19 protein-coding genes and 1 riboswitch are annotated in these 22,538 nt (G+C 60.3%); of the genes, 7 read left to right on the top strand and 12 right to left on the bottom strand.

Features of this window, described 5'->3' with window-relative positions:
- Positions 1-196: 196 nt before the first annotated feature.
- Positions 197-943 (top strand): RsiV family protein, encoded by a 747-nt coding sequence (locus LOY43_RS02445; protein WP_095047275.1) that lies wholly within the window; start codon positions 197-199, stop codon positions 941-943.
- Here LOY43_RS02445 and cytX read toward each other — a convergent pair.
- Together cytX and thiC are read right to left on the bottom strand one after the other, a co-directional pair.
- Entirely contained in the window at positions 912-2,204 is a 1,293-nt protein-coding gene (gene cytX, locus LOY43_RS02440; protein ID WP_016985682.1) for a putative hydroxymethylpyrimidine transporter CytX, read from the bottom strand. The two genes, LOY43_RS02445 and cytX, sit on opposite strands and share 32 nt — an antisense overlap.
- 76 nt (positions 2,205-2,280) lie before the next feature.
- A complete protein-coding gene (gene thiC, locus LOY43_RS02435; protein ID WP_095047273.1) occupies positions 2,281-4,173 on the bottom strand; it encodes a phosphomethylpyrimidine synthase ThiC in 1,893 nt (630 codons plus the stop codon).
- Positions 4,174-4,319: 146 nt separating this feature from the next.
- A riboswitch (TPP riboswitch) is annotated at positions 4,320-4,425 on the bottom strand.
- Positions 4,426-4,631: 206 nt separating this feature from the next.
- Here thiC and LOY43_RS02430 point away from each other — a divergent pair.
- Positions 4,632-6,065, top strand: coding sequence for a TolC family outer membrane protein (locus LOY43_RS02430; RefSeq protein WP_093430148.1), 1,434 nt, complete (start codon positions 4,632-4,634; stop codon positions 6,063-6,065).
- A 91-nt stretch (positions 6,066-6,156) separates the two neighbouring features.
- On the opposite strand, the gene waaA is transcribed toward LOY43_RS02430, so the two are convergent.
- Complete coding sequence (gene waaA / locus LOY43_RS02425) at positions 6,157-7,431, bottom strand: lipid IV(A) 3-deoxy-D-manno-octulosonic acid transferase (protein WP_258709149.1); 1,275 nt, start codon at positions 7,429-7,431, stop codon at positions 6,157-6,159.
- Between the two features lie 11 nt (positions 7,432-7,442).
- Complete coding sequence (locus LOY43_RS02420; RefSeq protein ID WP_093430146.1) at positions 7,443-8,339, bottom strand: LysR family transcriptional regulator; 897 nt, start codon at positions 8,337-8,339, stop codon at positions 7,443-7,445.
- A 110-nt stretch (positions 8,340-8,449) separates the two neighbouring features.
- On the opposite strand from LOY43_RS02420, the gene LOY43_RS02415 reads away from it, so the two are divergent.
- The 4 genes from LOY43_RS02415 to LOY43_RS02400 all read left to right on the top strand — a co-directional run bounded on the left by LOY43_RS02415 (position 8,450) and on the right by LOY43_RS02400 (position 11,963).
- Entirely contained in the window at positions 8,450-8,782 is a 333-nt protein-coding gene (locus tag LOY43_RS02415) for a multidrug efflux SMR transporter (protein WP_016985677.1), read from the top strand.
- Positions 8,783-8,984: 202 nt separating this feature from the next.
- Positions 8,985-10,160: an FAD-binding oxidoreductase gene (locus LOY43_RS02410; RefSeq protein ID WP_095047271.1), complete on the top strand. Its 1,176-nt coding sequence runs from the start codon at positions 8,985-8,987 to the stop codon at positions 10,158-10,160.
- On the top strand, positions 10,157-10,969 hold the full coding sequence (locus LOY43_RS02405) for an aldo/keto reductase (RefSeq protein WP_095047270.1): 813 nt from the start codon (positions 10,157-10,159) through the stop codon (positions 10,967-10,969). Before LOY43_RS02410 ends, LOY43_RS02405 begins: the two co-directional genes overlap by 4 nt.
- 31 nt (positions 10,970-11,000) lie before the next feature.
- Positions 11,001-11,963 carry a metal ABC transporter ATPase gene (locus tag LOY43_RS02400; RefSeq protein ID WP_095047269.1) on the top strand — a complete coding sequence of 321 codons (963 nt, stop codon included), beginning with the start codon at positions 11,001-11,003 and terminating at the stop codon, positions 11,961-11,963.
- A gap of 4 nt (positions 11,964-11,967) precedes the next feature.
- Here the strand turns inward: LOY43_RS02400 and LOY43_RS02395 are convergent, their stop codons facing one another.
- The 7 genes from LOY43_RS02395 to msbA all read right to left on the bottom strand — a co-directional run bounded on the left by LOY43_RS02395 (position 11,968) and on the right by msbA (position 20,247).
- On the bottom strand, positions 11,968-12,768 hold the full coding sequence (locus LOY43_RS02395; RefSeq protein WP_095047268.1) for a hypothetical protein: 801 nt from the start codon (positions 12,766-12,768) through the stop codon (positions 11,968-11,970).
- Positions 12,769-12,826: 58 nt separating this feature from the next.
- A complete protein-coding gene (locus tag LOY43_RS02390) occupies positions 12,827-13,534 on the bottom strand; it encodes a hypothetical protein (RefSeq protein WP_258709148.1) in 708 nt (235 codons plus the stop codon).
- Positions 13,535-14,509: a glycosyltransferase gene (locus tag LOY43_RS02385; RefSeq protein ID WP_095047266.1), complete on the bottom strand. Its 975-nt coding sequence runs from the start codon at positions 14,507-14,509 to the stop codon at positions 13,535-13,537.
- Between the two features lie 130 nt (positions 14,510-14,639).
- On the bottom strand, positions 14,640-16,061 hold the full coding sequence (gene hldE / locus LOY43_RS02380) for a bifunctional D-glycero-beta-D-manno-heptose-7-phosphate kinase/D-glycero-beta-D-manno-heptose 1-phosphate adenylyltransferase HldE (protein WP_258709147.1): 1,422 nt from the start codon (positions 16,059-16,061) through the stop codon (positions 14,640-14,642).
- Positions 16,062-16,125: 64 nt separating this feature from the next.
- Positions 16,126-17,526 (bottom strand): PIG-L deacetylase family protein, encoded by a 1,401-nt coding sequence (locus LOY43_RS02375; protein ID WP_258709146.1) that lies wholly within the window; start codon positions 17,524-17,526, stop codon positions 16,126-16,128.
- 4 nt (positions 17,527-17,530) lie between these two features.
- A complete protein-coding gene (locus tag LOY43_RS02370) occupies positions 17,531-18,427 on the bottom strand; it encodes a GNAT family N-acetyltransferase (protein WP_116255770.1) in 897 nt (298 codons plus the stop codon).
- A complete protein-coding gene (gene msbA, locus LOY43_RS02365; RefSeq protein WP_258709145.1) occupies positions 18,421-20,247 on the bottom strand; it encodes a lipid A export permease/ATP-binding protein MsbA in 1,827 nt (608 codons plus the stop codon). The genes LOY43_RS02370 and msbA overlap by 7 nt, the downstream gene beginning before the upstream one ends.
- A gap of 125 nt (positions 20,248-20,372) precedes the next feature.
- Between msbA and LOY43_RS02360 the strand changes: the two genes are divergently transcribed.
- Positions 20,373-21,026, top strand: a complete 654-nt coding sequence (locus LOY43_RS02360; RefSeq protein ID WP_095125335.1) for a toluene tolerance protein — start codon at positions 20,373-20,375, stop codon at positions 21,024-21,026.
- 3 nt (positions 21,027-21,029) lie between these two features.
- On the opposite strand, the gene LOY43_RS02355 is transcribed toward LOY43_RS02360, so the two are convergent.
- Complete coding sequence (locus LOY43_RS02355) at positions 21,030-22,469, bottom strand: hypothetical protein (protein ID WP_245398016.1); 1,440 nt, start codon at positions 22,467-22,469, stop codon at positions 21,030-21,032.
- Positions 22,470-22,538: the final 69 nt, after the last annotated feature.

Below are 22,538 nucleotides of genomic sequence, written 5' to 3'. Positions count from 1 at the left end.
GTTGCAGTTGGTGACTGGCAACCTCGACTTCGCGCCATCCTAACGCGCCCGAACGGTTTGATGCAGCCCCTTTACCGTCAGCGGGATGGACGGTGGAGGCGAAACCCACTCTAATTAGCTTAGTGGCGAACTGACTGCTTCTGCGAGAGTCGAAGCGGATATCTTTTTGCCTTCCCCTGCTTTCGAAAGGACGCCCATGTCGCTTTTCAAAATTGCCTCCGTGGCCGCCATCGCCCTGACTCTGGGCGCGTGCGCCAGCCTGTTCCAGCCCAATTACCGTACGCCGCTGGAAACCACCCGCGATGCTTCGGAACAACTGAAACCGGGCTGTTCCAACCCGGATTGCCCGCTGGTGAACATCGACACCCTGCGCTTCCCGGCCGAACCTGCGCTGGACGGCATTATCGAAAAACGCCTGCTGCAAATGACCCGCACCGAGAAAAACGCCCCGGTGGCGCCAACCCTGGCGGTCTACCGCGATCAGTTTCTGGCCAATGCCGGGCCGCGCAACAGCAGCTACCTGCAAGCGAAAGTACGCGAGCAGCATGACGGCTTGGTGATCATCGAGGTGTCGAGCTACCTCGACACTGGCGGTGCGCATGGCACACCGGGTCGGGGTTTCATCAACTATTCGCGTCAGCAGCACAAGGTGCTGAACCTGTCCGACATGTTGATGCCGGGTCAGGAAGAGGCATTCTGGAAAGCGGCGCAAGTCGCGCACAACAGCTGGTTGATCAGCACCAAGCTCGATCAGGAGCCGGAGTTCGTGGCGAACTGGCCGTTCGTGAAAACCCCGAACGTGGCGCTGACCTATGGTGGCGTGATCCTCAAGTACGACGTGACCACCATCGCGCCTTACGCACTGGGCCACGTCGAACTGAAGATTCCTTACCCGCGTCTGAACGGCATTCTCAAGCCCGAGCTGTTTCCCGGCCGTAACTGAAGGCCCGGCCCAGCACGAGTTGCAACAGCCCTGCCAGCACCAGCGCCGGCAGGGTTGCGCCGACATCCGGATACAGATTCGCCAGCAAGTGGTAGGTGCTCACGCCACCCAGCCACGCCAACAACGCCGGCCAGCGCAACGCGGCTGACGCGACCTGAGCACTGCGCTTGCGCAGGATGAAGTGATCCACCAGCACCACGCCGAACAGCGGCGCAAACACCGAACCGATCAGTAGCAGGAAGTTCTGGTATTGCGCCAACGGCGCCAGCAATGCGATCAGCGTGCAGATCACGCCGATGGCCAAGGCCAGATGTTCGACTTTCAGGCGCAACAGAATCCCGCTCGATACCGCAGCAGAGTGAATGTCGGCAAAGGCGTTTTCCGACTCATCGAGCAGAATCAGCAGCAGCGGAATGCCCAGACCGGCGCCAGCAAGAGCCAGCAACAGCGCGTTGACTTCACCGCTTGGCGCAAAGGCCAGGGTGTAGGCGACGCCAAGGCTCATCAGCCAGAAGTTACCGATGAAGAAACCGACCGCAGTGCCACCGAACACATTCTTCGCGCGCTTGCCGAAACGCGAGTAATCGGCGATCAGCGGCAGCCACGACAGCGGCATCGCGATAGCAATGTCGAAGCCCACGGCGAAGGGCATCGAACCGTCACCGGCACGCGACCAGAGATCGGCCAGATCGGCTTTGGCGAACAGGTTCCAGGTCAGCCAGAGGCACGCGGCGAGCAGCAGCCAGATGCCCCACTTACGCAGAATCTGCCGTACGAAAGTCAGCGGGCCGCTGACCGCGAGCAACGTCGCCAACGCACCGAAAAACAGTGTCCACAACAGCGGGTTCGACCACAACGAACCTTCGCTGAACGCCCGGGTGCCGAGCAGACTGGCGGCGTCGCGCATGACGATGATTTCGAACGAGCCCCAACCGATCAGTTGCAGCAAATTCAGCAGCGCCGGCAGGCTCGCACCCTTGCTGCCGAGGCTGAGTTTCAGCGCGGCCATCGACGACAGGCCGGTGTCGCTGCCGATCACGCCGACGGCGGCCAGCAACAGTACGCCGACCAACGTGCCGAGGAAAATCGCCAGCAACGAACCGGACAGACCCAGACCTGGCGCGAGCAATGCGCCGGTCTGCAAAACCATCAGGCCGATGCCGAGGGAGAACCACAGGGAAAACAGATCGCGACCGCCGAATACACGCTTGTCGGCGGGTACGGCGAGGTCGGGAGAATAGGTGCTGGGTTGAATGCTCAAGGGTGTTATCTCAGAGGGACATTTTTGTTGTGTTGTGATCGTTCCCACGCTCTGCGTGGGAACGATCAGTACGGGGTCAAACCTTTTTGTACAGCTGACTGCCTTCCTTCTTGAACCGCTCGGCCTGTTCCGCCAAGCCTTGGGCGATGTCCACGTCGACCGCGTCGATCCGCTGGTTGGCCGCGTATTCGCGGACTTCCTGAGTGATCTTCATTGAGCAGAATTTCGGCCCGCACATCGAACAGAAATGCGCGACCTTGGCCGAATCCTTCGGCAGGGTTTCATCGTGATACGAACGCGCGGTGTCCGGATCCAGACCGAGGTTGAACTGGTCTTCCCAACGGAATTCGAAACGCGCCTTGCTCAAGGCGTTGTCGCGAATCTGTGCACCCGGGTGTCCTTTGGCCAAGTCCGCTGCGTGGGCGGCGATCTTGTAGGTGATGATCCCGGTCTTCACGTCATCCTTGTTCGGCAAGCCCAAGTGTTCCTTAGGCGTCACGTAGCAGAGCATGGCGCAACCGAACCAGCCGATCATTGCCGCACCGATACCCGAGGTGATGTGGTCGTAGCCCGGCGCAATATCGGTGGTCAGTGGGCCGAGGGTGTAGAACGGCGCCTCGTCGCAGCACTCCAACTGCTTGTCCATGTTCTCTTTGATCAACTGCATCGGCACGTGGCCTGGGCCTTCGATCATGGTTTGCACGTCGTGCTTCCAGGCGATCTTGGTCAGTTCGCCAAGGGTTTCCAGTTCGCCGAATTGCGCGGCATCGTTGGCGTCGGCAATCGAACCCGGACGCAAGCCATCGCCCAGCGAGAAGCTGACGTCATAGGCTTTCATGATTTCGCAGATTTCTTCGAAATGCGTGTAGGCGAAGTTTTCCTTGTGATGCGCCAGGCACCACTTGGCCATGATCGAACCACCACGGGAAACGATACCGGTCACGCGTTTGGCGGTCAGCGGCACGTAGCGCAGCAACACACCGGCGTGAATGGTGAAGTAGTCGACGCCCTGCTCGGCCTGCTCGATCAGCGTGTCGCGGAACAGCTCCCAGGTCAGGTCTTCGGCCGCGCCACCGACTTTTTCCAGCGCCTGATAGATCGGCACCGTGCCGATCGGCACCGGCGAATTGCGGATGATCCACTCGCGGGTTTCGTGAATGTGTTTGCCGGTGGACAAGTCCATGATGTTGTCCGCGCCCCAGCGAATACCCCAGGTCAGTTTCGCCACTTCTTCTTCGATGGACGAACCCAAGGCACTGTTGCCGATGTTGCCGTTGATCTTCACCAGGAAGTTACGGCCGATGATCATCGGTTCCAGTTCGGTGTGGTTGATGTTGGCCGGAATGATTGCGCGGCCACGGGCGATCTCTTCACGGACAAATTCCGGGGTGATGATTTTCGGCACGCTGGCGCCGAAGCTGTGACCCGGGTGTTGCTGATCCAGCAGGCCGGCGGCGCGGGCCACTTCAAGTTTCATGTTTTCGCGGATGGCGACGAATTCCATCTCGGGCGTGATGATGCCCTGACGCGCGTAGTGCATTTGCGTGACGTTGGCCCCGGCCTTGGCGCGGCGCGGGTTGTTGACGTGGGCAAAGCGCAGCTTGGTCAATTCAGGATCGGCGAGGCGCTCGCGACCGAAGTTGGAACTCAGGCCGGCCAGACGCTCAGTGTCGCCACGGTCGTCGATCCACGCCGAACGCACATCGGCCAGGCCTTTGCGGACGTCGATCACCACGTTCGGATCGGTGTAGGGCCCCGAGGTATCGTAAACGGTAACCGGCGCGTTGATTTCGCCGCCGAAGTCGGTCGGGGTCACATCGAGGGTGATTTCGCGCATCGGCACGAGGATGTCCGGGCGCGAGCCCTGAACGTAGACTTTTTGCGAACGGGTGAACGGCTTGACCGATTGCTCGTCGACCTTGGCCGAGTCACTCAGGTTGATCGCGTTTTTTGATTTTGTAGTCGTCATCACGGGCTCTCCAGACAGCATCCAGGCAGTGGATTGTCGGAGCAGAACCTGAAAGGCACGGACGCACCAGGACCGGTGCTGTGCATCGTCGTCGAGCGTTCGATTGTCGAACAATTTCCCGGACGAAGCACAAGAGGACTCGCCGGGTGACGAGAAATCTTGTTCCCTACGCAGGCGCTAACCTGATCAGGTTCAACGGGATCCGAAATTATTCGATCTCAGCCTCATAGCAAGGCACCCCGACAAGAACCCGGCCAGTCTAGACACAACCGGCAAAGAACGCCAACACCGCAGCAAACACCATGATGAATGGCATAAATACAGGGGCTTGGCCGATTGTTGTGAGGCAAATGCGCAACTACACTCGCTTTGCCCCGCCACGCCTTGACGCTGTGGGGCCTGCGCCTTACCTTTGGCGCCCGGATTACTTCCATAATATTAATGCTAGGGATCGCCTCATGCTGCGCAAACTCTCACTGGCTCTTGCCGTGTCTTGTGCGTCCAACGCAATGGCCTGGGCAGCAGAAGCGCCCTTGTCGACCAAAACCGATCTGGTCAGCGTCTATCAGGAGGCGGTCGACAACAACGCCGATCTGGCCGCCGCCCGCGCGCAGTACGGCGCACAGAAAGAAGTGGTGCCACAGGCCCGCGCCGGTCTGCTGCCAAACCTGTCGGGCGGTGCCGAAGTGGCCAATGTGCGGACCTCAATCGATCAGCCCTCGGCCACTGCCAACCGCAGCGCTCACTCCTACCAAGCGACTCTGGCCCAGCCGTTGTTCCGCGCTGATCGCTGGTTCCAGTACCAAGCGGCCAAGGACGTCAACGAACAAGCCGCACTGCAACTCTCGGCGACCGAACAGAACCTGATCCTGCAATCGGCCGAAAGCTATTTCAACGTGCTGCGCAGCCAGGACAACCTCGCCTCGACCAAGGCTGAAGAAGCCGCGTTCAAGCGCCAGCTCGACCAGTCCAACGAACGCTTCGATGTCGGCCTGTCGGATAAGACCGACGTGCTGCAATCGCAAGCCAGCTACGACACCGCACGGGCCAACCGCATCGTTGCCCAGCGTCAGGTCGATGATGCCTTCGAAGCGCTGATCACCCTGACCAACCGCCAGTACAACTCGATTCAGGGCATCGTCCACACGTTGCCGATCCTGCCGCCGGCGCCGAACGACGCCAAGGCGTGGGTCGATACTGCGGCGAAACAGAACCTCAATCTGCTGGCGAGCAACTTCGCCGTCAGCTCCGCCGAGCAGACCCTCAAGCAGCGCAAGGCCGGCCACTTGCCGACCCTCGATGCCGTGGCCAAATACGAAAAGGGTGACAACGACGCCCTCGGCTTTTCCAACCCGAACGCTTTCGGTGTGCCGTATCGCGACAACGTCGAACAGAGCACGGTCGGCCTGCAATTGAACATCCCGATCTACAGCGGCGGACTGACCAGCTCGCAAGTGCGCCAGTCGTATGAGCAACTGAATCAGAGCGAACAACAGCGCGAATCCCTGCGCCGGCAAATCGTCGAGAACACCCGCAACCTGCATCGCGCGGTGAACACCGACGTCGAGCAAGTGCAGGCGCGTCGCCAGTCGATCATCTCCAACCAGAGCGCAGTGGAAGCCACGGAAATCGGTTATCAGGTCGGTACGCGCAACATCGTCGACGTGCTCGATGCGCAGCGCCAGCTGTACACCTCGGTGCGCAACTACAACAACACGCGTTATGACTACATCCTCGACAACCTGCGCTTGAAGCAGGCGGCGGGAACGTTGAACCCGGGGGATCTGGAAGATCTGCGGCGGTATCTGAAGGCTGACTACAACCCGGACAAGGACTTCCTCCCACCGGATCTGGCCAAGGCGGCCGAAGCACAGCTGAAGGCCCGGCCTTAAGCCTTAAAAACAAAAGATCGCAGCCTTCGGCAGCTCCTACAGGAAACGTATTCCAATTTAGGAGCAGCCGAAGGCTGCGATCTTTTTTGCTTTACTTGATCAGTCGGCCCAAACCATCCAGCAAACGCTGCAACGCGCCCTGATTGCGGCGCATCACCGCCAGCCCGGCGTCGGCCATACGCTGCGCATCACGCGGCAGCTCAAACAGGCGCTGCACTTCCACCGCCAGCCCTTCGGCATCATCGACCTCGGCCAACGCTCCGGCTTCGCGCAATTGCGCGGCGATGTCGAGGAAGTTGAACAGGTGCGGGCCGCTGATCACCGGTTTGGCCAAGGCTGCCGGCTCCAGCAGATTGTGCCCACCATTGGCCACCAGGCTGCCACCGACAAACGCGCTGTCCGCCAAGGCATAGAGAAACAGCAACTCGCCCATGGTGTCGCCGAGCAGCACGCTCGTCTGCGCATCGACATTTGAGCCGGTCGAACGCCGCACCGTGGTAAAGCCTTCGCGCTGGCACAGTTCGAACACCGAGTTGAAACGTTCCGGGTGACGCGGCACCAGAATCAGCAACGCATCCGGGTGATTGGTCAGCAAGCGGCGATGGGCGTCGAGGATCACTTCGTCCTCGCCTTCATGGGTGCTGGCGGCAATCCACACCGGACGCTCCAGCGCCTGCCACTGGCCACGCAAGTCAGCTGCACGTTGCAGCAGTTGCGGATCGATGGTCAGGTCGAACTTGATCGAGCCGGTGACCTCAACGGTTTCCGGGCGCGCACCGAGATCGCGGAAGCGCTGGGCTTCGGCTTCGGTCTGCACGGCGAACAAACTCATTTCGGCGAGCATCGGCGCGGTCAGTTTGCCGAAGCGGCCATACCCTTTGGCGGAACGCTCGGACAAGCGTCCATTGGCCAATGCCACCGCAATTCCGCGCTTGGCGCACTGATGAATGTGATTGGGCCACAGCTCGGTTTCCATGATCACCGCGAGCTTGGGCTGAACGCGATCAAGAAAGCGCGCCGCCGCACACGGCAAGTCGTACGGCAGATAACAATGCTGGATGCGCGGCTCATTGGCGAACAGCGCCTGAATCCGCTCCGAACCGGTCGGGGTCATGCAGGTCACGGTGATCGGCAGTTGTGGATAACGTTGTAGCAAGGCGCGGATCATCGGCGCCGCAGCAATGCTTTCGCCCACCGACACCGCGTGCACCCAGATGCCGCCGGGTTGCAGCGTCGGCATGTCGTAGGAGAAACGTTCGCCAATCCGCCTGGCATACGCCGGCGCCTTGCGCGCACGCAGCCATAGCCGAATCGCCACCAATGGCAGCCCCAGGTAAAACAGCGCGGTGTAGAGAGTTCTATTCATGGCGGCGGAGTTTATCGACTTTTGTCGCCGATCGCCCGCAAGTGCACGGCAAAACGTTCGGCCAGCCAGCGCGCGGCCGGGCCGAGCGGTTCGTCGCGGCGCCAGACCAGTTCCACCACCAGTGCCGGCGGGGTCCATTCGCTGTCGAGTTCGACCATCAAGCCCTGATACGCGGAGTACTGCACCACATGCCGGGGCAACCAGGCCCAGCCGAGGTCGCGCACCAGCCATTCGGACATCACGTAAAAACTGTCGGCGCGCCATACCTGCGGGCTGGCCGGCTCGTTGCCGGGATAGACACTGGTTTGCGTCGACATCAACAATTGCCGGTGCTGCGCCAGTTGCTGGCAGGTCACGTAAGACTGCTTCGCCAGCGGATGATTGATGCCGCAGACCGTGACCATTTCCACACTGCCCAGTACGCGGCGTTCCAGTGCTTCGGGGATTTCATCGTGATAGAACAACAGGCCGAGGTCGGCACGACGCTCGACCAGCTTACGCGCGACTTCGCCTTGCGCGGCGCTGGTCAATTGCACTTCCAGGCTAGGGAACTGCTCGGCCAGTTCACCGAAACTTTCCACCAGCGCCTGATAGGGCATCGCCTCATCCTGCGCCACGCGCAGTTGTGCTTCCTGGCCGCGCAGCATCGCCATCGCCCGACCGTTTAGGCGCTCGCATTGACGCAGGACTTCACGCGCCTCTTCCAACAGCGCTTCGCCCGCCTCGGTGAGCGTTGGCTGACGGCCGCTGCTACGCTCGAACAGGCTGACGCCCAAGTCATCTTCGAGCATGGCAATCGCGCTGCTGATCGCCGACTGCGCTTTACGCTGCTGGCGCGCCACGGCGGAAAACGAGCGGTGTTCGGCGACGTCGACAAACACCCGCAGTTGATCCAGATTCCACTGCATGCTGATTCACCAACCCATCTCTGTAACAGATAGGTAATGACTTTACCCCATCTGGCGAATCACTAGAATGCCGCCTCAGCAAGCAACGTTTCACATTGAGGATTTGAACCATGAACGCCTACGCCTACCTGGCCATTGCCATCTGCGCCGAAGTGATCGCCACCGTGTCGATGAAAGCGGTCAAAGGTTTCAGCACGCCACTGCCATTGGTGCTGGTCATCGTCGGCTACGCGATCGCGTTCTGGATGCTGACGCTGGTGGTGCGTACCGTTCCGGTTGGCGTGGCCTACGCGGTCTGGGCCGGCATGGGCATTGTGATGGTCAGCGTGGCGGCGCTGTTCATCTACGGGCAAAAACTGGATATCCCGGCGATGCTCGGGATGGCGTTGATCGTGCTGGGCGTCGTCGTGATTCAGCTGTTCTCCAAGACTGCCGGCCATTAACTGCCAGACACAATCCCCTGTGGGAGCGAGCCTGCTCGCGAAAGCGGTGTATCAGGCAACACATATGTCGACTGGCATTCCCTCTTCGCGAGCAGGCTCGCTCCCACATTGGCCCCTATGTTCAACCTGTTGATCATCGACAAATCCGCCCCTTTCCCGAGTCTGTATACTGCGCCCTCGTCTTGAACACTGAGGTCGCTGCATGCCATCCGTTATTTCCACCGACGTTCTGATTGTCGGCGCTGGTGTCGCCGGCCTCTGGCTGAATGCGCGTCTGCGCCGCCAGGGTTTTTCGACCGTGCTGGTGGAAAGCGCCAGCCTCGGCGGCGGGCAGAGTGTGAAGTCCCAAGGCATCATCCACGGCGGCGCCAAGTACGCGTTGCACGGCGCGCTGACTGGCGCCTCGGAAGCCATCGCCGACATGCCACGCCGCTGGCGTGAAGCGCTGGCCGGCAGTGGCGAGCTGGATCTGTCCGGCGTGCGCCTGCTGTCCGAGGCCCATTACCTGTGGTCGCCGGGTACTCTGGCGGGCAACCTCACCAGTTTCTTCGCCAGTAAGGCCGTGCGCGGCCGGGTCGACCAGGTCAAGGGCGAGCAACTGCCGCCGGCCCTGCAAGACAAACGCTTCAAGGGCAAGGTCTATCGCCTTGCCGAGCTGGTAGTCGACGTGCCGAGCCTGATCCAGCGCCTGGCCGATCTGGCCGGCGATGGCCTGCTCGCCGGACAAACCATCGAGCCACTGCTGGAAGCGGGCGTGCTGGTTGGTTTGCGAGTCGACGGTCGCGAGATTCGCGCGCAGCGTATTGTCCTCAGTGCCGGTGCCGGTACTGCCCAACTGCTCGAAGACCTCGGTTTGAACCAGCCGGCCATGCAACGCCGCCCGCTGCACATGATCATCGCCAAAGGCCCAGGTCTGAAGCCGCTGTACGCCCACTGCCTGGGCGGCGGCACCAAACCGCGCATCACTGTGACCACACATCCGGCCGCTGACGGCCAGTGGGTCTGGTATATGGGCGGCGACATCGCCGAAAGCGAAGGTGTGAACCGCGAGCCGGCCGAGCAGATTGCCACCGCGCAGAAAGAGATCGCCCAGTTGTTGCCGTGGATCGACCTCAGCACTACGCAATGGGCGACCCTGCGGGTTGACCGTGCCGAGCCACTGCAAACCGGGCTGACGCGCCCGGACAACGCCTTCCTTGCCGAGCAAGGCAGCTTGCTGGTCGGCTGGCCGACCAAACTGGCGCTGGCGCCGGACTTCGCTGACCGGGTCATCGCCGCCCTGGAGCGCGACGGCATCCAGCCACAAGCCACCGAACCATTGCCCGCGCTGCCAAAACCACCGCTGGGCGTTCCAGCCTGGGAGCAACTGCTGCCATGACCATTGCCAACCTGCACGACCTTCATCGACCGTTGGGCAGCACCGGCCTGATGGTTTCGCCACTGGGCCTGGGTACGGTCAAACTTGGCCGCGACCAAGGGGTGAAATATCCCAACGGTTTTCAGATCCCCGGCGACGACGAAGCGCGGATGCTGCTGCGTCAGGCCCGCGATCTGGGCATCAACCTGATCGACACCGCTCCGGCTTATGGACGCAGCGAAGAACGCCTTGGCCCGCTGCTACGCGGCCAGCGGCAAGACTGGGTGATCGTCAGCAAGGTCGGCGAAGAGTTTGCCGATGGCCTCTCGCAACACGATTTCAGCGCAGCACACACACGGATGTCGGTGGAGCGCAGCCTGCAACGTCTTGAAACCGATTTTATCGACCTGGTGCTGGTGCATTCCGACGGCAACGACATGGCGATCCTCGAGCACGAAGAGGTTTACGCGACACTCGCGGCGCTCAAGGCCGAAGGCAAGATTCGCGGCTTCGGCTTCTCCGGAAAAACCGTCGAAGGTGGCTTGAAAGCACTGGAGCAAGGCGACTGCGCGATGGTCACCTACAATCTGAACGAACAAAACGAGAAAGCTGTCATTGACTATGCTGCTGCCCACGGCAAAGCCATTCTGGTGAAAAAAGCCTTGGCCAGCGGTCACGTCTGTTTGAGTCCGGGCGTGGATCCGGTGCGCGCCAGCTTCGAATTGCTGTTCGCGCAACCTGGCGTGGCCAGTGCTATTGTCGGGACGATCAATCCGCTGCACCTCGCCCACAACGTTGCGACCGTTGCCCAGGTCCTACGTGGTCACTGACGCCGCTTCGCGGCCTTAAGCAGGAGCCGATATGCCGCGCACGCTCATCAGAAAGAACCCGAGCAACTTCAAGACCCTGCCGTTGTACGTCGAAGCCACCCCCGAAGGTCTGACCTACCAGAGCGTCGGCATGCCGCTGAACTTTGCGCAGACCTTGCAGCGGCGCAAACCGGTGAGCGTGGCTGACACCGAGCGCTTCTCGCTGGAACTGGCCAACCTCGGGGTCTCGGTGCGCCTGACCCTGCATTGGCAGAATCGCGATTACTGGGTGCTGGTGCGCCAACGCCGTCAGGATCGTGGCGATGTCGTGCTCAAATTGATTTCCGGTTACGTGCCGGCGCATGAACTGAATATTCCGCTACACACGGCCATTCAGGAAATTGCCGAAGAGTGCTTGCTGGAAACACCGGAAGGCTGGCTCGGCGGACGTTTCAACGACACCTGGCTGCCGGCGCCCTACTCCGCTGCACTGCATTATCGCGAAGCGCTGCCGTTTCGCCTGACCCCGTTGTCCGGCTCAGCGCGACCGATACGTAGCGCCAATCTGCAATTGCTCGAACGCCCACGGGCCTACGTGCATCTGCCGACCGCATCGCTGCAGTTGATCTACGACTTGCGTCTGGATGTGCCCAAGGAAGCCAAGTCCCTGAGCCTGTTCCACGTCGACGAACGCCTGGAGGGTGATCAACTGGTGGCCCGACTCGACCGCAAACGGCCCGACCTGTACTTGATGCCACTCAAGGACGGCGCGCCACTGGCAGAGTTGTACACGCTCAAGCGCGACAAACTGGTACCGGCCAGCACCCGGGGTCTTTATCTGGCCGAGAGCTTTGCCACACAATCCGGCTGGGTTGTGCGCGAAGAGAGGATTCGCTGGAAGGACTGGTTGGTGCAGCAGGGCCTGCAACCGGCGAAGGCCCCGCGTCAGGGACTCAAGCAACTGAGTATCAAGGCGCTGCGACTGGTCGGTCTGGGCAAGAAAACCGGTAAATAACGGTTTAGCGGCGACGGTCCCACCAGGTACGCAACCCGGCGAAGAAATGAAAGTAGCGGTTTTCGCGCTTGCCCATGCCACGCTTGGGCGAGAACGATTCCTCGGCAAATGCACCGGTAATGCGTACCCGCGATGCCTGCGTCGGCAGCGTGCAGATTTTGGCATCGACCTGCTGCAGGGCATATTTAAGCAAGCGTTCGGAATGCAGCTTTCGGCCTGTTGCCTTGCAGAAGTCGAAAATACACTCGATGCGCTTGCCATACGCGACATAAGTATCGCGCCCGCACACCGCAAAGCGATCGTTCAACCCGCCCCACCACTGCCAGTCGGGAATATAAGCGTTGTGCTTGCGAGCCTCGGGGTGAGCGAAGACATAGGCAGGCAATGCGCTGTGAAAGAAATTGTCCGGGCGCACGAACACAACGAAATCCGGATTGAACGGCTCGATCATGCTGGTCACGGTATGCAATGAGTTGAGCTGAAAGATCAAATTGCGCAATGACGCAAAGTCATCTGCCCAGGTATCGCCCTGTGCTTTGACCTGTTCGAAATCCCAGCGCTCCAGCACGCCCTCGGTCGAGGTGAGTGTGCCGGTCATCGATTCGAATGGCTGGTAGTTGTCCGCCTTCAGTTCGCCTTTCTCACCGGATCGCGTGTTTTGCACCTCATCGATCTTGTACAGATGGTAGAAGCACTTTACATCGCTGCCCGCAGGCAACTGCGCCAGCACATTCTGCTCGATGGAGGGGAAACAGATCGGCGAATTTCTCGGGATCCCGAAAAAAGCCACGGCAATTTTCAACACTCAACAGCACCTTTTGAAAGTAGTTCGGGCCTGCTGGCAACCGGACAGACGATGTCGCTTACTTCTGCCGAAACAGCTTTTGCCACCAGCGACGAGGTAGCAGGGGCACCACAATGATGTCCGACTTTTGCAGCCAGTCACGCTCATAGTCCCAGGCATGGCCGCCCCACAGTTTTCCTGCTTCGTTGGAAAACCCCAGGGTCATGAGCTGATAGTTATAACCGACATGAGCGCGCAACCAGTCGAACACCACCAGCGTGTTGAAACCGGTAGAAGGCCCAACGTAGCGCTTGCCACCCGGGCGATCGACCGGGTAGTTCCACAGTGGCGGCAGTGGAATGCGATCCCAATACATGGCCACGCGTGGCAGTGGACACATTGGTGCGGCGCAGCCCACCAGCATGCTGAAACAACGTTCGCTCGCCTGTTCGAACATCTGCTGTACCGGCGGCGCGTAAGGCAGACCAAAAAAATACGCGTCCGGCGCGTTGTAGCCATGCACAAAGACATTGACGCTCTGCTTGTTGAGCAGCGCCGCTTTGATGCAGGTATTGAAGCTGACGACGACGTCATCGGCGCCAATGTTCAACGCCTGAAAGTCCGCCGCAGTGATGGCCGGGTTGTTGGCAATCAGCACCACCCGAGGCGCACGGCTCAGACAGTCGAGAAGTTCTGTCGGTAACGCCCCCAGTACGGACTGATCACCACCGGGCAGCGCATCCAGCGCCATGTGCTCGCCGAGTTGCGACGATAGATGATCCTTCATTCAGACTGGCACCTTCATCCCGTAACGCAGCTTCACCCAGAATCGCGTGAACGCCGAGGGCGGCTGCCATGGGCGCATCTCACGCTGGATTTCCGTAGCCAGTGCCTGACCGACACGGGCAAAGGAATAACGGCTTTGCGCGAACTCCTGGCCATTGCGGGCGATGCGCTCTGCCAGTTCCGGGTCGCTCTGCAGCAGCTGGATCTTTTCCACCGCTTCATCTTCGCTGCGGTAGAACACGGTGTTGTGCATGTCTTCAAAGCCGAGCAGACGGTCTTCTTCGCCCTGACTCCAGGCCAGCAGCACACAACCGCAGGCCATGGCCTCATAGTTCTTGATCATGAACTCGTTCATGCCGATGTCGGCGCTGACGAAAATCCTGATGCGATTGAGCGTCTGCAGGTATTCCGCACCCGACTTGGTACGGGTCACCAGCATCCCGGTTCGCTGCGAGAGCGACTCGAGCATGGCTTTGCGCTCGGCATATTCGGTGCTTTTCAAGCTGCCAAGAAAACCGATGGGAATGTCCCGCTCGACGCCGGTATTGTGCAGCATCTGCTCGTCATAACCTTTGGAGACAAACACCGTGTCGATGCCTTCAGCGAGCATCTTGCGCGCGACCACGGCACCGGACACCAGCGCCCGGCAACTCGGCAGGCGACGGTAGAGCCGTGAATACACGCCGCGGTATTTACTCGCTGGCATGTAGTTCTGGTAGGCGTCGTGTTCAAGGAAGACCAGCCCGGGGATGCATTTGAGCACCTGCAGTTGCGTTGCCAGGCGTTTGACCCGGGAGAAAATCACCACGCGATCGAAAGTCTGGTAATCGACCGAGGCCAGAAACGACCCCAGATTCAACTGCTGTTTTTTGCTCAAACGATAGATGAAACACTCATCACAGTTCTGCTGCACGATGTCGTAGAGCCGGTCGAGAATGACCCGCTGCTCGTCCATCACCAGGAGCATGACTTTCATAGGTTAATTGACCACGCGACGTAGGCAGGCAAGCGCATCGGATTCAAAGCTGCCTACATCAACGGAAACGGTAAAATCCCCAAGGCAAAATCCGTTCACACGCAGTACACAACGGTAAAAATTCATCTGATCAACGACTGCGGATCTTCTCGACAATCGCAGTTGTCGAGCTGTTTTCCACCAGTCCCAGCACCTTTACGGTACCGCCATAAGCAGTGACGATATCAGCGCCGACTACCTGATCGATGCCGTAATCGCCGCCCTTGACCAGCACGTCCGGTTTGACCTCGCGCAGCAGGTTCTCCGGGGTGCCTTCAGGGAAACTGATCACCCAGTCCACAGCGCCGAGGCCGGCGAGAACCGCCATGCGTCGGTCAACACTGTTGATCGGGCGGCCCGGGCCTTTGAGACGGCTGACCGAAGCATCATCGTTGACCGCGACAATCAGCCGGTCGCCCTGTGCCCGCGCCTGCTCCAGGTAGGTCACATGGCCGGCATGGAGGATGTCGAAGCAGCCGTTGGTGAAGACGATCTTCTCGTTGTGCGCACGGGCATCGGCCACGGCGAGCAGCAACTGCTCCAGACCCAGGACACCCCGTTCAGAACCCTCCTCGCGCTGAATGGCGCGACGCAGTTCCGGGGCGCTGATGGCGGCCGTACCGAGTTTGCCGACCACGATGCCGGCGGCCAGGTTGGCCAGCGCAACGGCGTGGGGCAGGTCTTCACCGGCGGCAATCGCTGCCGCCAGGGTGGAGATCACCGTGTCACCGGCACCGGTGACATCGAACACTTCACGGGCACGGGCCGGCAGGTGCAGCGCTGGCTGATCCGGACGCAACAGGGTCATGCCGTGTTCGCCGCGTGTCACCAACAGCGCACCGAGTTCGAGGTCGTGCATCAGGGCGGCGCCCTTGCTCACCAGCTCATGCTCATCGACGCAACCGCCGACGATGGCTTCGAATTCGCTGAGATTGGGGGTGATCAGGCTGGCGCCGCGATAAATCGAGAAGTCCTTGCCCTTTGGATCGGCCAGCACCGGAATGTTCTTCGCGCGGGCGGCCTGGATCAGCGCCTGATGGTTTTTCAGGGCGCCTTTGCCGTAATCGGAGAGTACCAGCACCTTGATGCCTTCGAGCAGGTCGTCGACCTGCGAACCAAGGGCCAGAGCGTCGGTGGCGAACGGTTCTTCAAAGTCGATACGCAGCAGTTGCTGGTGCCGGCTCATGACCCGCAGCTTGACGATGGTTGGCTGGTGCGCGATGCGCTGGAACAGAGCGCGTACGCCCGCGCCTCTGAGACTGTTGCTCAGGCTGTCGGCGGCTTCGTCATCGCCGGTCACACCAACCAGCGACGCCGGCGCACCCAGCGCGGCAATGTTCAAGGCAACGTTCGCGGCACCGCCCGGACGGTCTTCGATCTGCTCGACCTTAACGACCGGCACCGGCGCCTCAGGGGAAATCCGTGAGGTTCCGCCATGCCAGTAACGGTCGAGCATGACATCGCCGACTACCAAGACCGGGGCTTGATCGAAACGCGGCATGGACAACTTCATGGAGCAACCCACATACAAAATGAACAGGGGCGCGATATTAACACAGGGTAAAGCGCCGTCCGCCTCAATCTGAAAGGTCGCGCACCCAGAACAACTCGTGACGCCGGACCGCCTTGCGGAAAAACTCGTTACTGCCCGTTTCAGGCCAGCGACGGCCGGCCAGAGCCTGCTGGATCCTGCGGCGCAATTGCCGTTTGAACGCCTGTCCGCCCTGCAGATCGTGCTCCATGGCCAGCGCCATGGCTTTGTCCAGTTGCACGTCGGCCGACAGCAGCGGACTCCACAGGCGATCAGCCGGTAGCGGCTCGATGGCGGGAGGCAGCGGAACACCCGCACCGGCAGGCCCCATGGGCCAGCGATCATTGTCGTGCAGGTGATTGGCGTACAGCAGCAGGGTCGCCGGTTTCCAGCTACTGCGTTCGATAGCCTCAAGCAACGCTTGGGTCGACGCTACATGATCACTGTGGGGATCGAGTTCAGGATGCGGTGTAACGACCACTTCCGGGCGATAGTGCTCAAGCAGGGCCGTCAGATCACCCAGCAGGTTTTGCCAGGTCGGCTGCCCGTCAACGTCGGCGGGCAGGGTCAACGGGTTATGCTGGCGCACACTGCGAATATCGTTTTCCTGCGATTCCCGGGAGCCGAACGCCTGGGTCGGCGCTTCGACCATCGACGGCAGTTGCAGGCAGTAATAGCCCAATTGCACACAACGCTCGGCAGGCACGCCCCCCCACAGCGGAATCACCAGGCTGTCCCAACTGCGCAAGCGGCCCTTCAATCGAGCGGCTGCGGCTTGATCAAGGCCCAGCCGCTGAAAGTCTTCAGCCTCGATCTCACCCTGGGTCAGGGTGACGATGCTGACGTCTTCGCATCGACTGTACAGACCGAAGGCGGCGAGCTCTGCATCATCGGCATGGGGCGCGATGACCATGACCCGCTGGAGGCTGTAGTCCGGATTGGCCATGACCCACAACACGCCCGTCGCAGCAGGTACGCAATATCGGCCACGCAGCGTCAGAGTCCCTTGCACCAGCGCATCGACCTGCCCCGACAGATTAAGGAAACGCCGCCCTCTGACGCCCCGCTCCAGATCCTGACGATCATCGCCCACCTCAACATAGGGATCGAGCCAGCGCCCCAGCCAGGAGGACTTCACTTCGAGTTCGAGTACCAATGTCTCGCCCTGCGCCAGCGGTTCGCTCAGGCCTACCACGCCGCCCTCAAGACTCACGGCCTGCCGCGCGGTTTGCGGCGGAAAGTCGTATTGATAGTCGTCGGTAGGCCGGTAGAACAAATGGTCGGCAAACCAGGCCTCGTGAGCGACCCAGGCCAGCACCAGCAACAGCGGCACCAGCCACCACGCGATCAGCACGCCGATCAGCAACAGCGCCAGCACAAAGGCGATCAGGAACAGACGCTTGTTGCGCCGATGGGCCTTGAGAAGCTGTTGCTTGCGAGCGCTCATGAATTCAGACCTTGTAGACCGGCACCGTGTGGCACCAGCGATCCTTGTACTCTCGGTCGGCACGACCGAATGAATAACGCAGAGGTTTGCCCAGCGCTTGCGCGTGCGCCCAGGCCTCTTGGGTGTTGACGAAACTCAGCACACTGCCGGGGCTGAACTCGCGGCTCTGCGGGTCGACACCACCGTTGATGTATTCCAGCGAAACCCATTGCGGGGCCTCGACGCGATAGAGCACCTGAATGGCGACGGGCGCCGATTCGAGCATCACCACCGAACCGGTCATGAACTCGCGCAGCAAGGTAAAGACCTCAACCAGCCCGGCCTTGCCCGGCACCTCGAAGCCCCAGCGCCGCTGAAACAGATCGCCGTAAGCGGCAGCCTGTTCCTGCGGTGTAAAGTCGGACATCGGCACCAGCGATCCACCCGCCTCTTCCAGCAGGCGCTGTTCGCGACGCTGGTTGTAGCGGAACTTCTTTGAATATTCTTCCGGCAACCGGGCCAGCGCCAGGCCCTCAGGCTGTGGCTTCAGCGTGCTGATCTGCCCGGCATTGAGCTGGGACACATAAGCCACGCGCTGGCGCACCGGCACGATGACGTCTGGCGCGATCGGCAGAATGATTTCCGCATTGCCCATGTCCAGCAAGCCACGCTTGCCCTCGCGCTTGAGCACTTCCTTGGACAAGGCAACATGCCGCCCCCAGCAAGGGATGGCGGCCAGCACATCACCGCCAACGACCCAGCCCAGGTAGCGCAACTCGATGCCAAGGAACGTTGACAAGCGCTCGACGACTTCGGGGTGTGTAGCAAAACTGCCGCCGAAACGTTGCCAGGCACGGGCGTAGCTGTCCCGGTCGATTTCGGTCCAGCCACGCTCGCGAAAGCTGCGAAACATCGTCAGCATACGTCGGTCGCGTGTGCCGGCTGAGGCTCGTCACCCTCTTCAAACTCTTTGGCGTGCAGACGGGCGTAATAGCCGTTCTGCTCGAGCAATTGTGCGTGAGAGCCGCGCTCGACGATGCGACCTTCGTCCATGACCAGAATCAGGTCGGCTTTCTCGATGGTGCTCAAACGGTGGGCGATCACCAGGGTCGTGCGGTTTTTCACCACATGATCCAGGGCAGCCTGGATATGCCGCTCCGACTCGGTATCGAGCGCGGAAGTGGCCTCGTCGAGAATCAGCAGCGGTGCATCCTTGAGCAACGCCCGGGCAATGGCGATGCGCTGACGCTGGCCGCCGGACAGCAGCACACCGTTTTCGCCGACCATGGTTTCGTAGCCTTGCGGCATCTTGATGATGAACTCATCGGCATAGGCTTCGGTAGCCGCGCGCTTGACCTCATCGAACGGCGCACCGGCCAGATCACCGTAGGCGATGTTGTTGGTCACCGTATCGTTGAATAGCGTGACCTGTTGGGTCACCAGAGCAATCTGCCGACGCAGGCTGCGCAAGGTGAAGTCCTGCACCTGCACGCCATCGAGCAAGATCTGGCCCTGCGCATCATCATGCTGATAAAAGCGCGGAATCAGGCTGGCCAGGGTCGATTTGCCACTGCCCGAGCGGCCGACCAAGGCAACCATTTGCCCCGGTTCGACGACGAAACTGATGTCATTGAGCACCGCTTTGTCGGTCTCAGGATAGTGGAAGCTCAGATTGCGCACTTCCAGACGGCCTTCGAGACGATCTTGCTCGACCGTGCCCTGATCCACTTCCGCCGGCTCATCCAGTTGCTCGAAAATACTTTCGGCACCGGCGACACCCTTCTGAATCGTCGAGCTGACCTCCGACAACTGACGGATCGGCTTGGGCAACAAGCCAGCCATGGTGATGTAGGCCACCAGATCACCCGGCGATGCATCGCCGCGAAGGTACAGGACGAGGAACATGACCACCGCCATGGCGCTGTAAGTCACCAGCTGCAGCATCGGCGTGTAAACGGCGCCGGTCTTGGTCATCGTCAACTGCTTGTCGGTGTTGCTCTGGCTGGCATCGCAAAAGCGATCCTTTTCGTACTGCTCGCCGCCAAAACTGCGCACGACGCGATAGCCGTGAATGGTCTCGGACGCGACGTGCGTGACGTTGCCCATCGAGACCTGGATCTTCTTGCTTTGCTTGCGGAATTTTTTGCTGGTGCTGTTCACCATCAAACCGATCAACGGCAGGATGGCGACCATCACCAGCGTGAGCTTCCAGTTCATCCACAACAGTGTGCAGAACAGGAAAATCACGGTCATGCCTTCACGGATGACGACTTTGATTGCATCCGTTGCCGCGCCGGTGACCATGGTCACGTTGAAGGTGATCCGGGAAATCAGGTGGCCGGAATTGTTCTTGTCGAAGAAGCGATTGGGCAACTCCAGCAATTTATTGAACAACACCACCCGCAGGTCATGCACCAGGCCCAGAGAAACCCGCGCCAGGAAGAAGTTGCCCAGGTAAGAACCCACGCCCTGCCACAACGCGATGAAGACGATCATCAGTGGCACTGTTTCGAGTAACTGCAGCTTGCCCAGATAAGGGTTGCCCGGGAACAGACTGGCTTCAGGATTGGCCAGACCGTCGACAAAGTACTTGAGGATGTAGGCGAGCATCGGTTGAGTCGATGCGAAAATCAGAAACCCGACGATGCTGAGAAGGAAAAGGCCGGCATAAGGCCGCACGTAAGCCAAAAGGCGGAAATAGATCGCCAGCGTGGACTGGGCTTTCGGTTCAGGACTGCTCATGGTGATCCGCGCAATTCAGTGAGGCGCCGATGATATCACACGCGTTTTTGCCCCGATAAACATGACTTCGAACCAGCTTTCGACCAAGTCGGTTAAGATACCCCGCTAATGATGGGGAGCCGGATATGCAATCGATTGATCACAGCACTTACGAGGCACTGCGCGAGGGTGCACACGTATTGGAAGCCGACGGTTCCGGCGACAAAGTGCTCAGATTGGCCGATGGACGCATGCTCAAGCTGTTCCGCCGCAAGCGGCTGCTCAGTTCGGCACTGTTCTACCCCTATGCACAACGCTTTGCCGACAATACACGGATCCTCGAACAACGCGACATCCTCTGCCCCAAAGTCATCGCGGTCTACCGCATCCCGAGCATCGAACGTGACTGCGTGTATTACAGCCCGCTGGAAGGCAATACAGTGCGTCAGCTACAAGGCACTGACGAAGAGGCTGACACACTGAGATTCCAGCTGGGCGGGTACTTCGCCCTGCTGCACGAAAAAGGTGTGTACTTTCGATCACTGCACTTTGGCAACGTCGTGCAGACCCCCGACAAGCGTTTGGGCCTGATCGATATTGCCGACCTGCGCTGCCAAAAGCACGCGCTCAGTGACAGTAAACGCCTGCGTAACTTCGCGCATTTGCTGCGCTACAAGGAAGACCGCCAATGGCTGCTCGGCCAGGACGCCGGCGACACGTTTATCGAGGGCTATCGGCAGGCACTCCCGAGCAACCGGCAAGCGCCGCTGATCTCGCGCCTGCGCCCGCTGCTCGGTTAAGCCTTAGCGGCCGATGACCACTACAGTGGCACCTTTGCGATTGGCGAAATGCTCGATGATGCGCAGCTTGTGCGCCACCAGCCACTCATTCAGCCAAGGCTCGTCACCCTTGGCCTCGATGAGGAAGTACTGATAGTCGCCCGCGTGCGCTGCCGACATCGCTTCCTCTGCGGTCAGTACCGGCAACACGTAGCCGCGACCGGCGTAATAGCTGATCCGTCCATCCTCGAAATAGGTCTTCGCCCCTGGCTCGACATGGGCCGACAACCAGCGTCCGGCCTGGACGTAATGGGTTTTGCCGGCCCCGGTGGAGATGACGTTCGACAGCATCACCAGCAAACACAGAACCACCAGCCACCTGCCCCAACGCGGGAACTCGCGAACAAACGCCGCCAGCCCCATCGCCAGCACGGGCACAAACAACAGATTGAGAAAGCTCAGGTAGCGCGTATTCATGAACTGTTGCTTGATGAAAAACAGCACCAGCACGATCAGATACAGCAACGCCGCCCAGGCGAAGGGTCGATAGTCGCGCCAGTAGACGCCTAGCACCCCCCAGTTACGCCGCAGAATGAAGGGAACGGCGAAAGGCCCCATCAACTTCACGAAACTGATGGTCATGGTCGCCAGGATGCCGAAGAAAATGATCCGCCCGGCTTCATCCTGGGAGTACTTGTTGATGAGCGAATTGGCAAACTGATCGCACAGCATTTGAAAGGACGCGAACACACTGTGCGGGGCAATCATGTCCAGATACAGCATCACTCGCGCCGACATGAGTACACTGGTTGCCGAAATGGCCAGCAGCCCCAAAACCGGCAGCAGCGAAAACTGGGCAAACTGCATCCGTCGGCCAGATGACCACAGGTTGGGCAACTGCCACAGAGCCAACGCCGGCACCAGCAATAAGGCCTCCAGCCGAAACAAGGCTGCTGCGACGATTGCCAGGTGGATGAATGCCGCGCGCAACCAGCCGCCACGGGCTTGCCAGCGCAGCGCGAGCCAGAGCGTCAGCGTGCAGAAGAACCAGAAACCGCACTCACGGATGATGTCGTTTCGAAAGGCATTCACCGCCGGCATGGCCAATACCACCAGGCACGCCCAACGGGTGACCAGCGCAGACCGCTGACGCACGCAGTCCACCATCAACGCGCTGGTGCCGGCAAAAAAGAGTGCACACCAAAGATAGGCACTCAGCTCCAGCGGCAAATGCAGGATGGAATGCGTAGCGGCCAGCAGAAAGGAAAACCAGGGCCAGTCGAATGTAGCCCAAGCCACATTCGGCCCGTGCTCGGTGACCTGTTGCGCAATATCGATATACAGCGCGGCATCACGTCCCACTGTCGCAGTGCCCAGGACGGCTATCAGCGATAACAGCGCGCTGCCCACAAACGCCAGCCAGACCGGGTATTTGTCGATGATTCTGGAGACTCGAGTTGCCACACTACCGCCCGTACCTTTCACCCAGCCACCTCACCGACATCCGTTACAAGGTACGCGCACATCACCGCG

Origin of the sequence: Pseudomonas sp. B21-041, assembly GCF_024748675.1 — a bacterium.
GTDB lineage: Bacteria > Pseudomonadota > Gammaproteobacteria > Pseudomonadales > Pseudomonadaceae > Aquipseudomonas > Aquipseudomonas neuropathica.
Note: the sequence above shows the minus strand (reverse complement) of the source record. Positions and strands in the feature narration are given on the sequence as shown.

Coding starts and splice junctions, on each gene's coding strand:
- LOY43_RS02445 (WP_095047275.1), top strand. CDS start 197: ATGTCGCTTTTCAAAATTGCCTCCGTGGCCGCCATCGCCCTGACTCTG.
- thiC (WP_095047273.1), bottom strand. CDS start 4,173: ATGACGACTACAAAATCAAAAAACGCGATCAACCTGAGTGACTCGGCC.
- LOY43_RS02430 (WP_093430148.1), top strand. CDS start 4,632: ATGCTGCGCAAACTCTCACTGGCTCTTGCCGTGTCTTGTGCGTCCAAC.
- waaA (WP_258709149.1), bottom strand. CDS start 7,431: ATGAATAGAACTCTCTACACCGCGCTGTTTTACCTGGGGCTGCCATTG.
- LOY43_RS02420 (WP_093430146.1), bottom strand. CDS start 8,339: ATGCAGTGGAATCTGGATCAACTGCGGGTGTTTGTCGACGTCGCCGAA.
- LOY43_RS02415 (WP_016985677.1), top strand. CDS start 8,450: ATGAACGCCTACGCCTACCTGGCCATTGCCATCTGCGCCGAAGTGATC.
- LOY43_RS02410 (WP_095047271.1), top strand. CDS start 8,985: ATGCCATCCGTTATTTCCACCGACGTTCTGATTGTCGGCGCTGGTGTC.
- LOY43_RS02405 (WP_095047270.1), top strand. CDS start 10,157: ATGACCATTGCCAACCTGCACGACCTTCATCGACCGTTGGGCAGCACC.
- LOY43_RS02400 (WP_095047269.1), top strand. CDS start 11,001: ATGCCGCGCACGCTCATCAGAAAGAACCCGAGCAACTTCAAGACCCTG.
- LOY43_RS02390 (WP_258709148.1), bottom strand. CDS start 13,534: ATGAAGGATCATCTATCGTCGCAACTCGGCGAGCACATGGCGCTGGAT.
- LOY43_RS02385 (WP_095047266.1), bottom strand. CDS start 14,509: ATGAAAGTCATGCTCCTGGTGATGGACGAGCAGCGGGTCATTCTCGAC.
- hldE (WP_258709147.1), bottom strand. CDS start 16,061: ATGAAGTTGTCCATGCCGCGTTTCGATCAAGCCCCGGTCTTGGTAGTC.
- LOY43_RS02375 (WP_258709146.1), bottom strand. CDS start 17,526: ATGAGCGCTCGCAAGCAACAGCTTCTCAAGGCCCATCGGCGCAACAAG.
- LOY43_RS02370 (WP_116255770.1), bottom strand. CDS start 18,427: ATGCTGACGATGTTTCGCAGCTTTCGCGAGCGTGGCTGGACCGAAATC.
- msbA (WP_258709145.1), bottom strand. CDS start 20,247: ATGAGCAGTCCTGAACCGAAAGCCCAGTCCACGCTGGCGATCTATTTC.
- LOY43_RS02360 (WP_095125335.1), top strand. CDS start 20,373: ATGCAATCGATTGATCACAGCACTTACGAGGCACTGCGCGAGGGTGCA.